The organism is Thermoanaerobacterium calidifontis, assembly GCF_055381745.1.
The window spans coordinates 2,171,218-2,184,266 of sequence record NZ_AP042436.1 but is presented as its reverse complement, the minus strand read 5'-3'; the positions used below and the strand labels follow the sequence as shown (position 1 = coordinate 2,184,266).

Annotated in this window: 16 protein-coding genes and 1 riboswitch; of the genes, 15 read left to right on the top strand and 1 reads right to left on the bottom strand. The window is 37.3% G+C overall.

The features are described from left to right. Positions 1-125 precede the first annotated feature (125 nt). The 3 genes from ACZ42G_RS11455 (at position 126) to metK (ending at position 2,642) form a co-directional block, all read left to right on the top strand. Complete coding sequence (locus ACZ42G_RS11455; protein ID WP_085111738.1) at positions 126-626, top strand: peroxiredoxin; 501 nt, start codon at positions 126-128, stop codon at positions 624-626. A 19-nt stretch (positions 627-645) separates the two neighbouring features. Continuing rightward, positions 646-1,149 carry a rubrerythrin family protein gene (locus tag ACZ42G_RS11450; RefSeq protein WP_014756965.1) on the top strand — a complete coding sequence of 168 codons (504 nt, stop codon included), beginning with the start codon at positions 646-648 and terminating at the stop codon, positions 1,147-1,149. A gap of 128 nt (positions 1,150-1,277) precedes the next feature. After that, positions 1,278-1,379, top strand: a riboswitch (SAM riboswitch). A 75-nt stretch (positions 1,380-1,454) separates the two neighbouring features. Beyond that, the gene (gene metK / locus ACZ42G_RS11445; RefSeq protein WP_464850501.1) at positions 1,455-2,642 is read left to right on the top strand and encodes a methionine adenosyltransferase; all 1,188 of its coding nucleotides are present in this window, start codon (positions 1,455-1,457) and stop codon (positions 2,640-2,642) included. A gap of 109 nt (positions 2,643-2,751) precedes the next feature. Here the strand turns inward: metK and ACZ42G_RS11440 are convergent, their stop codons facing one another. After that, complete coding sequence (locus tag ACZ42G_RS11440; protein WP_085111736.1) at positions 2,752-3,354, bottom strand: HD-GYP domain-containing protein; 603 nt, start codon at positions 3,352-3,354, stop codon at positions 2,752-2,754. 235 nt (positions 3,355-3,589) lie between these two features. On the opposite strand from ACZ42G_RS11440, the gene ACZ42G_RS11435 reads away from it, so the two are divergent. From ACZ42G_RS11435 to ACZ42G_RS11380, 12 genes are all read left to right on the top strand, one after another. Further along, positions 3,590-4,162 carry a hypothetical protein gene (locus tag ACZ42G_RS11435; RefSeq protein WP_274893342.1) on the top strand — a complete coding sequence of 191 codons (573 nt, stop codon included), beginning with the start codon at positions 3,590-3,592 and terminating at the stop codon, positions 4,160-4,162. Between the two features lie 68 nt (positions 4,163-4,230). Next, the gene (gene recD2, locus ACZ42G_RS11430) at positions 4,231-6,447 is read left to right on the top strand and encodes an SF1B family DNA helicase RecD2 (RefSeq protein ID WP_464850498.1); all 2,217 of its coding nucleotides are present in this window, start codon (positions 4,231-4,233) and stop codon (positions 6,445-6,447) included. Positions 6,448-6,522: 75 nt separating this feature from the next. Further along, the gene (locus ACZ42G_RS11425) at positions 6,523-7,212 is read left to right on the top strand and encodes a ComF family protein (RefSeq protein ID WP_464850496.1); all 690 of its coding nucleotides are present in this window, start codon (positions 6,523-6,525) and stop codon (positions 7,210-7,212) included. A gap of 6 nt (positions 7,213-7,218) precedes the next feature. Beyond that, complete coding sequence (locus tag ACZ42G_RS11420) at positions 7,219-7,629, top strand: TIGR03826 family flagellar region protein (RefSeq protein WP_085111732.1); 411 nt, start codon at positions 7,219-7,221, stop codon at positions 7,627-7,629. 46 nt (positions 7,630-7,675) lie between these two features. Continuing rightward, on the top strand, positions 7,676-7,954 hold the full coding sequence (locus ACZ42G_RS11415; RefSeq protein ID WP_464850494.1) for a flagellar biosynthesis anti-sigma factor FlgM: 279 nt from the start codon (positions 7,676-7,678) through the stop codon (positions 7,952-7,954). Between the two features lie 13 nt (positions 7,955-7,967). Then, positions 7,968-8,447 carry a flagellar protein FlgN gene (locus ACZ42G_RS11410; RefSeq protein ID WP_464850493.1) on the top strand — a complete coding sequence of 160 codons (480 nt, stop codon included), beginning with the start codon at positions 7,968-7,970 and terminating at the stop codon, positions 8,445-8,447. A 34-nt stretch (positions 8,448-8,481) separates the two neighbouring features. Further along, positions 8,482-9,918 (top strand): flagellar hook-associated protein FlgK, encoded by a 1,437-nt coding sequence (flgK, locus tag ACZ42G_RS11405; protein WP_464850492.1) that lies wholly within the window; start codon positions 8,482-8,484, stop codon positions 9,916-9,918. 16 nt (positions 9,919-9,934) lie between these two features. Beyond that, the gene (gene flgL, locus ACZ42G_RS11400; RefSeq protein WP_464850490.1) at positions 9,935-10,831 is read left to right on the top strand and encodes a flagellar hook-associated protein FlgL; all 897 of its coding nucleotides are present in this window, start codon (positions 9,935-9,937) and stop codon (positions 10,829-10,831) included. A gap of 12 nt (positions 10,832-10,843) precedes the next feature. Beyond that, the gene (locus ACZ42G_RS11395) at positions 10,844-11,401 is read left to right on the top strand and encodes a DUF6470 family protein (RefSeq protein ID WP_464850489.1); all 558 of its coding nucleotides are present in this window, start codon (positions 10,844-10,846) and stop codon (positions 11,399-11,401) included. A 22-nt stretch (positions 11,402-11,423) separates the two neighbouring features. Next, on the top strand, positions 11,424-11,873 hold the full coding sequence (gene fliW, locus ACZ42G_RS11390; protein ID WP_464850487.1) for a flagellar assembly protein FliW: 450 nt from the start codon (positions 11,424-11,426) through the stop codon (positions 11,871-11,873). Next, on the top strand, positions 11,854-12,081 hold the full coding sequence (gene csrA / locus ACZ42G_RS11385; protein ID WP_464850485.1) for a carbon storage regulator CsrA: 228 nt from the start codon (positions 11,854-11,856) through the stop codon (positions 12,079-12,081). The genes fliW and csrA overlap by 20 nt, the downstream gene beginning before the upstream one ends. A gap of 122 nt (positions 12,082-12,203) precedes the next feature. Then, entirely contained in the window at positions 12,204-12,992 is a 789-nt protein-coding gene (locus ACZ42G_RS11380; protein ID WP_464850484.1) for a flagellin N-terminal helical domain-containing protein, read from the top strand. Positions 12,993-13,049: the final 57 nt, after the last annotated feature.

Below are 13,049 nucleotides of genomic sequence, written 5' to 3'. Positions count from 1 at the left end.
TTGACATAAAAAATAATTGATGTATAATAATACTTGTGAAGGGAAAATAGTTATTAATAGAAATAAAATATTAATAGCTTATCCGATGTGATGATTGACTAAGAATAGATGAGAGGTGGGTACATATGTCGTTGGTAGGTAAGAAAGCTCCTGAATTTAAGTTAGACAGCACAAAAGGTCAAATATCCTTAAGCGATTATAAAGGTAAGTGGGTAGTGCTTTTCTTTTATCCACTGGACTTTTCGTCAGTATGTTCAACTGAGATACCAGAGTTTAATAGGATGAAACCTGAGTTTGACAAGCTCAATGCTGAGCTATTAGGTATCAACACAGATAGCGTTTATTCACACAAGGCATGGATAGATAGCCTCGGTGGTGTTGATTTTCCGCTTTTATCTGATTACAACAAAGAAGTCACGAAGCAGTATGGAATACTTATTGAAGATGCTGGCATAGCATTAAGAGCTGCATTCATCATTAACCCTGAGGGAATTGTTGATTACGAAGTTGTACATGAGCCAGTAATCGGCAGAAATGTCGATGAAATATTGAGAGTGCTTAATGCACTTCAAACAGGTCATGCTTGTCCTGTAGGTTGGAAACCAGGGGACAAAGTATTAGATTAAAAAAGGAGGAGATTTTGAAATGAGAGAAATGACGACAAAAAATCTAAGCGATGCATACGCAGGTGAAAGCCAGGCTCACATGAGGTATCAAATTTTTGCTGATGTGGCTGAAAAGGAGGGTAAGCCAAACATAGCAAAGCTTTTTAGAGCCATATCTTATGCCGAATTAGTCCATGCTACAAATCACTATAAGACATTGGGAGAAGTAAAAGACACAGTATCAAACCTTGACAAAGCTATAGCAGGTGAGACATTTGAAGTAGAAGAAATGTATCCAGCATATAAAGCCGTAGCAGATTTGCAGGAGGAGAAATCTGCAGATAAAAGCTTCAACTATGCTCTTGAAGCTGAAAAGTTACATGCTAAGATGTATACAGATGCAAAAGCAGCGGCACTTAAAAATGAAGACATAGCTATTTCTAAAGTGTACATTTGTCCTGTTTGCGGATATACGGCAATTGATACGGCTCCAGAAAAATGTCCAGTTTGTGGAGCTCCAAGAGATAAGTTTGTTGTTTTCTAAAAGGCATAAAACCCCTTCATTATCATATATTAACTTTAAAGTGCTTGACAGTCGTCAAGCACTTTTTCACTTTCTAATTGACTTATTAGTTGTACTGTGATATTATATTTTAAGTTAAATAAGTGAAACTCTTATCAAGAGAGGTGGAGGGAAGAGCCCTGTGAAGCCCGGCAACCTGTCTTACGACAAGGTGCTAATTCTCGCAGAAGTTTACTTCTGAAAGATGAGGGTGGATGTGCCTCTTCTTTTGGAGAGGTTTTATTTTGTTTTAGGTCTTTTATGTGATTTAAAAAAGGAGGATACAGATGAAAAAGTATTTTACTTCAGAATCAGTTACTGAAGGACATCCAGATAAAATTTGCGATCAGATATCTGATGCTATTGTAGATGAGATCTTAAAAAATGATCCTTATGCGAGGATAGCCTGCGAGACTGCCGTTACAACAGGTATGGTATTGGTGATGGGGGAAATATCTACAAAATGCTACGTCGACATACCAAAAATCGCAAGAAAGGTCATAGAGGAGATAGGGTATACTCGAGCAAAGTACGGTTTTGATGCTGATACATGTTCTGTGCTTACTTCAATAGATGAACAGTCTCCAGATATAGCATTGGGAGTTGATAAGGCACTGGAAGTAAAAAAAGGCATTTCCTACGATGAGCTTGAAGAACAAGGCGCTGGAGACCAAGGGATGATGTTTGGATACGCATGCACAGAGACGCCTGAGCTTATGCCTCTTCCAATATCATTAGCACACAGGCTTGCCCGCAGATTAGCGGAAGTAAGGAAAAATGGCACTTTAGATTATCTAAGGCCTGATGGCAAGACACAAGTGACGATTGAGTACGTTGACGATGTGCCAAAGAGAGTTGACTCAATCGTTGTGTCGACACAGCATTCACCAGATGTGGATCATGATAAGATTGAAAATGACGTAAAAGAGTATGTAATAAAACCCATTGTTCCACCAGAGCTTATTGATGATGACACGAAGATATATGTAAATCCGACAGGGCGATTTGTAGTCGGTGGACCACAAGGAGACAGCGGCCTTACAGGAAGGAAGATAATAGTCGACACTTATGGTGGATATGCAAGACATGGCGGTGGTGCTTTTTCTGGCAAAGATCCATCGAAAGTAGACAGATCTGCTGCGTACGCTGCAAGGTATGTAGCGAAAAACATCGTAGCTGCTGGGCTTGCTGAAAGGTGTGAAGTTCAATTGGCGTACGCTATAGGCGTAGCTACACCATTAGAAGTCAATGTAGATACTTTTGGCACTGGGAAAATATCTGATGAAGAGATATCAGAAATAGTTAAAAAAGTATTTGATTTGAGACCTGCTGCTATTATAAGAGATCTTGATTTAAGAAGGCCTATTTATAGACAAGTTGCAGCATATGGACATTTTGGACGCACAGATCTTGACCTTACATGGGAGAGAACTGACAGAGTTGAGATACTGAAAAAACTTGCTTTCAATAAATAATAATTTTAAAGCCCGGAGTTTCCTCCGGGCTTTGCGGCTTGTATATTTATATTTATAGCCGCGATTTTTATAAAAATTGTACGCTCCGCTACTTTTATTATAGCATAAATTAGATGGCGATTCCATTGCTTTCTCTATTTTCTTTTTCGAGAATTTGTGTCTTTGTTTTAACCAAATTTTCTAATGCTGAAACAAGCATTTGGTTGTACTTTGCATCGCACTCTTTCAAATCTTGTATTGCTTCAATAGCATTTTTAGCTTTTCTATACTGTCTATCGTTTGTCATTGCGTCGAAAGAATCACACACTGCTACAATCTGTGCGCCAAATGGAATGATTTTTAGTCCATAAGGATAGCCAGTTCCATCTAATCTTTCGTGATGATATAGCACAGTAGATGTCAAATATGCAAGTGGTGTTAAGGCTTCCAGTATATCGGCGCCGTATTTGGGATGCAATTTCATGACGTCGTATTCCAATTCTGTAAGTTTATCTGGTTTTGCAAGAATACTAATCGGAATCATCACTTTGCCTATATCGTGCAGCAATGCACCCTTGTATATCGTTATTTTTTCCTTTATATTAAGCCGCATCATGTTTGCTACATTGTATGATAACTTTGCGACTCTTATGCTGTGCTTGTACGTCTCGTAATGGTAGTTTTTTAGTGACATCAAAAGATGCGACATCAGTTTTTCTTCATCATAATTCATCTCATTTTTCCCCTTTTTTCGACAATTAATATTATATTATAATTTTTTGTACCAGTCAATAATTTCATGCATTGTAATAAAATTCAAAAAAAAAAAAAAAAAAAAAAAAAAAAAAAAAAAAAAAAAAAAAAAAAAAAAAATTCGGAAAATTTTTAAACGCATATCCATATATTGACTTTGAAGTTGTTATTTTATATAATAAGTACAAACATTAGTTCGTAAAGGAGTAATGGAGATGAAGGATTTTGATATACCTGATGTCTACATTGCCATATTGCCTTGTTATCTTGATGATTACGGAGATGGGACGGAATTAATAGACTTAAATGGCAATGTATTGCATATAAAATCCAGTGTCAAAAGTTGTCTAAAGAGGACTTTGAAAAAGTATGCTGTAGATTTAAGTGCCATAAAAGAAAAGTACGCCAAAAGCCTTGGCATTAAAAATACTTTTCCAATTCCTATAGCTTCTAACTTTACGCTTGTGCAATTAAAAGTTAGAATTCCAAAGGTGGCAAAGGATGTATCTTACGGATATGTATGCTATGAGAAGATAAAAGAGATAGAGGAGCATTCTACGTATTGCATTGTAAATCTTGGTGACGCTAAGATAAAAGTATATCAAAAGAAGATTACGATCGAGAAGCACTTGAGAGATGCTGCCATGATAAAGACTTTTTTTGCTAATTTAAGTCCATTAAACTTTGAAAGTAACAGATCTATGTATAACCTACCAGCAACGAAAGCAGACATAGCTCTTTTGTATGAAGAAATCGTGAAGATAAAGTACAAAATTGAAAAAATATGATGCGCGCTTCAAATATCTATGAAAATAATATACAATTGTAGATAGAAAATAAAAAAGTAGGGATAGCTATGGTTGAAATAATAGGTACTGTTGAGGAAATAATTTTTAAAAACGAACAAAATGGGTACGCTGTGTTAGAACTTAATTCGAAAAGAGATACTATTACAGTAGTAGGATATATGCCTTTTGTTGGGATAGGTGAGACGCTTAAAGTTGAAGGCGAGTGGATGGTACATCCTGACTATGGGGAACAGGTGAAGGTCTCAAAGTACGAGACGATAGCGCCGTCGACATTGTATGGGATGGAGAGATTCTTGTCATCTGGACTCATAAGGGGCATAGGTCCTGTTATGGCAAAAAAGATAGTATCAAAATTCGGCGTCGATTCTCTAAACATCATAGAATCTCATCCGGAAAAGTTGTTGGATATACCTGGAATAGGCGAAGAAAGAGTAAAGATGATATCAGAATCTTATGAGCAGCAGAAGACATTGAGGTACGTGATGGTTTTTTTACAAGGTTATGGCATCTCCACTACGAATGCAATTAAGATATACAGGCAATACGGCGATGATTCTATAGAACTCATAAAGCAAAATCCGTACAGACTATCGGATGAAATTTTTGGGATTGGCTTTAGGACGGCTGATAAGATAGCTCGAGCAATGGGCGTTGACTTGCATTCTGGATACAGGATTTCATCTGGCACAAAGTATGTTTTGATACAATATGCATCAAATGGTCATACGTATGTGCCGCTGGAACTTTTGCTTAAAGAAACAGCAAGGCTTCTTGAAGTATCAGAAGAAGAAGTTTACGATTCATTGGTTCTTTTGGCACAAAGCGAAAAAGTGAAGTTTGAGACATTTGAAGATGGTTCTCACGGTGTATATTATATACCGTATTTTGTAGCTGAAAACAACACTGCAGATAAGATTTTAAACATGACGCTGACAGATGTAAAGCCTGAGGATATTGATATTGAAAATGAAATATGGAAGATAGAATCAGATATGGGGATTCACCTTGCAGACAATCAGCGGATTGCAGTTTTAGAATCTGTCAAGAACTCAATTCTTGTCATAACAGGTGGACCTGGAACGGGAAAGACTACAATAATAAATTTCATAATAAAGCTTTTTAAAAAATTTAAAAAATCGGTAGCGTTAGCTGCGCCTACAGGGAGAGCTGCAAAGAGGATGACCGAAGCTACAGGGTTTGAAGCGAAGACGATACATCGCCTATTGGAATACTCATACACAGAAGAAGAAGGACGAGGCTTTGGCAAAGACGACAAGAATCCATTGACAGAAGATGTCATAATAGTGGACGAGGCTTCGATGATAGACATATTGCTTATGAATGCTCTACTTAAAGCTATTCCGTTAAGCTCAAGATTGATACTCGTGGGAGACGTCGATCAGCTTCCATCTGTTGGAGCTGGCAATGTGCTTAGAGATATCATAGATAGCGGCTTGGTAAAAGTGATAAGGCTTAATAAGATATACAGGCAAGGGAAGGAAAGTTTGATAGTAGTAAATGCCCACAAGATAAACAATGGCGAGTATCCTGTGCTAAACGATAAAGAAAATGACTTTTTCTTTATAAATGCTTCATCGCAAGACGAAATTTTAAATACTATATTGGATTTATGTAAAAGGCGGTTGCCTGAAGCGTATGGATTCAACCCATTTACGGATATTCAAGTTTTAAGCCCTATGAGAAAAGGCTTGATAGGCGTTATAAACATGAACAATGAACTGCAAAGGTGCTTAAATCCTTCAAAAAAAGGACTGGATGAAAGGCAGATGAAAGATTTTACTTTCAGAGTGGGAGACAAGGTGATGCAAATAAAAAATAACTACAAGATGAAGTGGACAAAAGGTGATGAAAAAGGCGAAGGTGTCTTTAATGGCGATATGGGTATCATAGAGTCTATCGATAATGATTCGCAGGAGCTTACTGTCTTATTTGATGATGATAAAAGAGTTGTTTACGATTTTGCAGATATAGACGAACTAAGCCTTTCTTACTGTGTGACTGTCCACAAAAGCCAAGGAAGTGAATTTCCGGCTGTCATCATGCCTATGAGCTTTGGACCGCCTATGCTTCTTACAAGAAACCTTCTTTACACTGCTGTAACGAGGGCTAAAAAACTTGTGGTAATAGTCGGACAGGAAAAATATTTAAAAAACATGATCGACAACAATCTCATATCAAAGAGGTATTCAGGGCTTTTGCCTAAACTTAGGAAAGTCCTTAAATTCATGGTGGAAGAAAGTTGATTAATTTCAAGAATGTTAAATAAATTTTAAGATATGCCGATATAAAGATTAAATAGATGGACGGAAGGATGTACTATGATATTTCTCGATTTGCTATTTCCACCAAAGACAAATTGCATACTGTGCGGAAAGGTGATAAGAGAAGGAAAGATATGCCTTGACTGTGAAAGCAATTTACCGTTTATTGTTGGCAATAAATGTGTTATCTGTGGAAAGCCTATCATAGATGGCGACAAATGCCCTGACTGCATGGAGACAAACCATGTTTTTACTCGCAGCATAAGTCCTTTTGAGTATGACGATACGATAAAATCGTTGATTGCCAGATTCAAATACTACAAAGAGAGAAGTTTATCTGAATTTTTTGCAGAATACATGTATAAATATATTAAAGAAGACGGTGTAGAATTTGATACGATAGTGCCTGTTCCGCTTCACAGGACAAAGCTGGATGAGCGTGGATACAACCAATCAGAGCTTTTGGCACGGGAGCTTTCTTATAGATTCGATGTAATCATGTCAAAGCCATTGAGGCGTATAAAAAACACTAAATCTCAAACTGGACTTAAAAGAGAAGAACGGATGAAAAACTTAAAAGGTGCTTTTAAAGTGGTTTACGCTGATCTTGTCAAAGACAAGACCGTACTTTTAGTGGATGATGTTTTGACAACAGGTTCTACCCTTGATGAATGCGCAAAAGTTTTAAGAGAGAGCTGTGCAAAAGATGTTTTTGCAGCTACAATAGCAACAGGAAGGAATGTGTGAGGTTCTATGAATATAAGGAATTGTAAAAGGTGTGGAAAACTTTATAACTATACTGGGTTCGATTTATGCCCAGAATGTTTCAACAAAGATGAAGAGGATTTTATGAAAATCAGAGATTACATTGATAGAAATCCGCAGGCGACGGTTTTAGAGGTGTCCAAAGCTACAGATGTTGAGGTGAAAAGAATATTAGACTTTTTAAAAGAAGGCAGACTCATATTGGGCTCTAAAAACACCAATATTTCATTGACTTGTGAAAGGTGCGGTAAAAAGATATTGTCAGGCAGATACTGTGAATCATGTTCAAGAGAACTTGAGAAATCTTTAAAAAGCGCATTAGATGTTGATAAAAGAGACGAAAGTTTTGAAAAACTTTATTTGAGAGACGATAAAAAAGACATTAAAAGAAAATATTAAGTGAAATTGAATTTAACCGATATAATATTGGGAAGGTGGGAATGGAATGAAAATATACAATAATATCAATGTTAACAATATTTACGACATGTATAAGTCTGCAAATGCCAATGCTTTAAATAAAAGTAAGGCAAACAAAGTTGACAAAGTGGAAATATCAGATAATGCTTCTAAGATCAGCAAAAGTTTTGTAGAATATGACAAATTGAGAGAAGAAAAGGTGCAGGATATAAAGGCTAAGGTTGATAGTGGCAATTACAACATAAAATCTGATGATATCGCTGAGTCCATAATCAAAGGGGCTATTTTCGATAAAAAAGTTTAAAGGTGGTATAATTATGCCAAATCCGAATATAGATGAGCTTATTTCTGTATTGAATGGGGAAATGCTTTTGTACAAAGATTTATACGACATAGCTACTAAAAAGACTGATGTGATAGTGCGGGGAGAAATACAGGAGCTGGACAGCATGACAAAAGTAGAGGGTAGTATAATAGGTAAGCTTATGGACTTGGAAGATGAAAGAGAAAAATTTTTAAACGACAATTTTGACAGTCAAGTGACAATAAGTCAGCTTTGCAGCATACTGCCTGAAAGTGATGCTAAAAAATTAAAAACAGTTCAAAAGGAATTTAATGATCTTTTAAAAGCACTTAGCAATAGAAATGACTTGAATAAATCGCTTCTCAAACAGTCCATTGAATTCGTAAACTATTCGATTGGCGTCATATCAAACAATTTGTTAGAGGACAATGGCATATACGGCGAAGGTGGCGTATCAAAAAGTATAAATAGAATCATCGATAAAAAGGCTTAATAAATAATTATAGCTATGAAAGGAATGAAAGGCAGTGTCTACTTTTCAAGGATTGGAGATAGCAAAAACAGGTCTCTTTGCAAGCCAACAGGCGCTTAACTTGACGGGACATAATATCTCAAATGCAAACACGCCTGGGTATACGAGACAAGTCATAGATCTGTCTGCGATAGCGCCTCCTACAACTTACGGCATGGCTGACCAATGGGGCAAGGCCATAGGAGGTGGTGTCAATGTTGATGGTTATCGACAGATAAGAGATCAATTTTTAGATCAGCAGTACAGGAGAGAAAATACTACACTTGGTGAATGGGAGACGAAATCAGATACATTGTCTTCTATAGAAGGTATACTAAACGAGCCATCTGATACGGGAATTACAACTGTGTTAGACAATTTTTTTAATTCACTTCAAGATTTGTCGAAAAACCCGGAAAGCCTTGAAGTAAGGGCTGAAGTTAGAGAAAATGGTATATCACTGACGGATACCATTAATACTATTTATCAGCACCTTGATGACCAAGAAAACCAAATAAATAGCACCATTCAAAGTCGAGTGCAGGAAATCAATTCATATGCAGAGCAAATATCGAAACTGAACAATGAGATCTACAGATTTGAGCTTACAGGTCAGACAGCCAATGACTTGAGAGATCAGAGAAATTTACTTGTAGATAAGCTTTCGGAGATAGTCAACATAAATACTTATGAAGATTCAAATAAAAATTTCAGAGTAGATATAAGCGGACAAGCCCTCGTAGATGGGAACAATGCATACACAATGAGCATAGATAATACAGGGACAATAAAGTGGGATCTTGCGGGAACACCTGTGAATCCGACAGGTGGCATATTAAAAGGACTTCTGGATATGAGAGATGGCGATGGCACAAATGGTGTGAAAGGGATACCTTACTATAAACAGCAATTGAATCAGTTTGCGTACAACCTTGCTACGGTTTTTAATGCACAGCATTCTAAAGGGTATGGGCTTGATGGAAGCACAGGCATCAATTTTTTCAACATAACAGATACTACATATAATCCAACTACTGAATATGCTAAAAATATTCAGGTTTCATCAGACATACTTGCAGATGATGGACTTCAAAAGATCGCCGCAGCGTCGGATCCTAATTCATTGCCTGGAGACAATACAAATGTATTAAATCTCATAGCGCTTAGAGATACGAAGATCAGCGGGTTGAACAATGGAACATTGGACGATTTTATAAGCTCTTTGATTTCCAACCTTGGTGTTGATGCACAGCAGGCAAATCAGATGCAGACAAATCAAAGCACTATGGTGAAACAGGTTGATTACAACAGACAATCTGTGTCTGGTGTTTCTCTGGATGAAGAGATGACGAATATGCTTAAATATCAAAAGTCTTATGAAGCATCAGCAAGGATGATAACGGTCATGGATGAGCTTTTAAATACGCTTATAAATAAGATGGGAGTAACGTAAAAGGTAGGTGTAGACAATGCGAGTAACCAATAACATGCTTGTTATGGATTTTATGAATGACTACAACAAAAATCTTGAAAGGCTTCAGAAAGATCAAAATATGCTGTCAACTGGTGAAAAAGTAAGCAAGCCATCGGACGATCCTGTTGCAGTGGCCAGTATTTTAAGGATAAAGACAGAAATTGCGAGAAATAACGCATATACGAAGAATACAGACGATGCAAAGTCATGGCTTAGCCTTACTGATACGGCATTAGGACAAATAGGAGATATGCTGCAAAATGCCAGAGAGTTAGCAGTGCAAGGTTCCAATGGCACTCTAACTCAAAGCGACATGCAAAACTTAGCGGCGCAGGTAGATCAGTTAAAACAGCAGATTATACAAGTAGGCAATACACAGTACAATGGAAGATACATATTCGCCGGATACAAGACTGATACAAAGCCCTTTGACGATACAAGTAATGGAAATGGGTATGCTGGCGATGATGGCGCCATAAAGTTTGAGGTAGGCGCAGGTGGCAATACCATACAAGTGAATGTGACAGGCGATAAGGTATTTGACGTATCTTCTGGCACTTCACAGCTTCTTTCTGTGATGGACAAGCTTTCAAATGCATTGAAATCGGGAGATAACCAAGCTGTCAGTAACATAATAGGAGATATAGACAACCAAATGCAAAATATCTTATCAATCAGGGCTGATGCAGGGGCAAAAGCGAATAGGGTAGATCTTACCGCAAATAGATTAAGTGATGATAACTATAACTTTACGGCGCTACTTTCAAAAAATCGAGATGCGGATATAGCGCAGGTCATCACCAATCTAAAGATGGATGATAATGTGTACAGAGCATCATTAGCTGCAGGTGCCATGATCATTCAACCATCATTGGTAGATTTTCTGAGGTAAAGGAACGATACTATGGATATAGCAATACATCAAACGTTCGGCAGGATAGGCATTGACACTACTCCTGCCGCAATTAATATACACAATCAGAATGCAGATCTTAATATACATCAGGAGATGCCAAAGGTAGAGATTGATCAGAAGCTGCCACAGGTTCATATAGATCAGTATCAGTGCTTTTACGAGTCTGGGCTTAAGAGCGTATTTGATCTTATACACGACGAAGCGGAAAGAAGTTATCAAGTAGGACTTGAAGCAATAGGGAAAATTGCTGAAGATGGTGATACTTTGGCAGCCATAGAGAACCATCAGAATGTCATACCAGAGTTGGCGTCTCAGGCAGGTGTTGAAAACATAGACTTTAACGTAGACCTTATGCCTAAGTCAAGGCCTAAGATATGGTTTGACGGTTATCTCAACATAAACTGGCAGGATGGTAAGGCGCATATAGATGCCACACCTAAAAAGCCGGAGATAGATGCAACAAGGGCAAATGTAAATATATATATGCTGCAGTACCCGTCTATAAAAATCGACTACATAGGTCAGAATGTGGATGCAATAGTTTGAATTCGAAAGAGAGGCATGAGCGATGGATATAGAGACAAGAAATTTTGGTGTTGTCAGCTACAGCGAAGAAGATGTACTTCACTTTGATGAAGGCATACCAGGCTTCGAGGGACTTAAAAGCTTCATTCTTCTAAGCTCTGAAGAATTTACCCCCTTTAAGTGGCTTCAGTCCCTCGATGATACGGATATAGCGTTTGTGATAGTCGACCCAAAAGCTATAATAAAAGATTATAAAGTCGAATTAGATGTGGAAACGGTAAAAGCGTTGGACGTAAAAGACTTAAATCATATTCTCGTTTTTGCCATCGTTGTAATACCTGATGAAATTGAAAAGATGACTGCCAACCTAAAAGCCCCTATAATCATAAATGCAGAAAACAATAAAGGGATGCAGATACTTCTCGACAATGATGAGTACATGATAAAGCATCCTATACTTAAGGAGCTAAAAAATGCTGATACTAACCCGTAAAATTGGGCAGTCTCTGATTATAGGGGATGATGTAGAGATAAAGATCGTTAGTATCGATGGCGATAATATAAAGATAGGCATATCCGCTCCAAAGAATGTAACTGTCATGAGAAAAGAGCTTTTAGAAGTAAAAGACGAAAATAAAAAAGCGATTAATATAGATAAATCATCGCTTAAGAAATTAGAAAAAATTATAAAAAAAGGCTAAACTAAAAAAAAATAAAATCGATATATATAGTGTAAAACAAATGATAAGCAGTTGGCCAACTGTGAAAGATCTATGGTCAATATGGCATGGATGCCAAATAAAAATTCAAGGAGGAAGAAAATATGGTAATCAACACAAACTTAAGTGCTATAAACGCATGGAGAGCACTTGAGACAAACAACACAAACACACAAAAAGCATTGCAAAAATTATCATCAGGCTACAGGATTAACAGTGCAGCAGATGATGCAGCAGGACTTGCAATATCTGAAAAAATGAAAGCGCAGATAGCTGGCTTAAATCAAGCTCAAAGAAATGCTCAAGACGGTATATCACTTTTGCAGACAGCAGAAGGTGCATTAAATGAGACGACGTCAATTCTCCAGAGGATGAGAGAATTAGCGGTACAATCTGCAAATGATACAAATACAGATCAAGATAGGGCTAATATTCAAAAGGAAGTTAATCAGCTTATAACTGAAATCAACAGAATAGCTTCAACAACACAGTTCAACCAAAAAAATCTTTTAACTGGTAGTGCCAAAGTTACATTGCAAATTGGAGCTAATACAGATCAAACCATTTCTGTTACTATTAATTCAATGAAGGCATCAGCTTTGGGTGTTAATTCTATAAACGTTGGTTCTGGTCAGGCAGCATCAGCAATAACAGCACAAATTTCAACAATAGATACTGCTATCGATAAAGTTTCAGGTCAGAGAGCTGATTTAGGTGCATATCAAAACAGACTTGAACATACAATAAACAACCTTGGTACAGCATCAGAAAACCTGACGGCTGCAAATTCTCGTATAAGAGATGTAGATATGGCTCAAGAAATGATGGAATTCACGAAGGACAACATACTAAACCAAGCAGCCACAGCAATGCTTGAGGGAATAGCTGCATAAGCTATTTCACACAGGCGTCCTGAAGAGTAATTTTCAGGATTACCACCGGGTGAATTG

Coding starts and splice junctions, on each gene's coding strand:
- ACZ42G_RS11440 (WP_085111736.1), bottom strand. CDS start 3,354: ATGAATTATGATGAAGAAAAACTGATGTCGCATCTTTTGATGTCACTA.
- ACZ42G_RS11425 (WP_464850496.1), top strand. CDS start 6,523: ATGATATTTCTCGATTTGCTATTTCCACCAAAGACAAATTGCATACTG.
- ACZ42G_RS11380 (WP_464850484.1), top strand. CDS start 12,204: ATGGTAATCAACACAAACTTAAGTGCTATAAACGCATGGAGAGCACTT.
- ACZ42G_RS11395 (WP_464850489.1), top strand. CDS start 10,844: ATGGATATAGCAATACATCAAACGTTCGGCAGGATAGGCATTGACACT.
- flgL (WP_464850490.1), top strand. CDS start 9,935: ATGCGAGTAACCAATAACATGCTTGTTATGGATTTTATGAATGACTAC.
- ACZ42G_RS11415 (WP_464850494.1), top strand. CDS start 7,676: ATGAAAATATACAATAATATCAATGTTAACAATATTTACGACATGTAT.
- ACZ42G_RS11450 (WP_014756965.1), top strand. CDS start 646: ATGAGAGAAATGACGACAAAAAATCTAAGCGATGCATACGCAGGTGAA.
- recD2 (WP_464850498.1), top strand. CDS start 4,231: ATGGTTGAAATAATAGGTACTGTTGAGGAAATAATTTTTAAAAACGAA.
- ACZ42G_RS11410 (WP_464850493.1), top strand. CDS start 7,968: ATGCCAAATCCGAATATAGATGAGCTTATTTCTGTATTGAATGGGGAA.
- ACZ42G_RS11455 (WP_085111738.1), top strand. CDS start 126: ATGTCGTTGGTAGGTAAGAAAGCTCCTGAATTTAAGTTAGACAGCACA.
- ACZ42G_RS11435 (WP_274893342.1), top strand. CDS start 3,590: ATGAAGGATTTTGATATACCTGATGTCTACATTGCCATATTGCCTTGT.
- csrA (WP_464850485.1), top strand. CDS start 11,854: ATGCTGATACTAACCCGTAAAATTGGGCAGTCTCTGATTATAGGGGAT.
- fliW (WP_464850487.1), top strand. CDS start 11,424: ATGGATATAGAGACAAGAAATTTTGGTGTTGTCAGCTACAGCGAAGAA.
- ACZ42G_RS11420 (WP_085111732.1), top strand. CDS start 7,219: ATGAATATAAGGAATTGTAAAAGGTGTGGAAAACTTTATAACTATACT.
- metK (WP_464850501.1), top strand. CDS start 1,455: ATGAAAAAGTATTTTACTTCAGAATCAGTTACTGAAGGACATCCAGAT.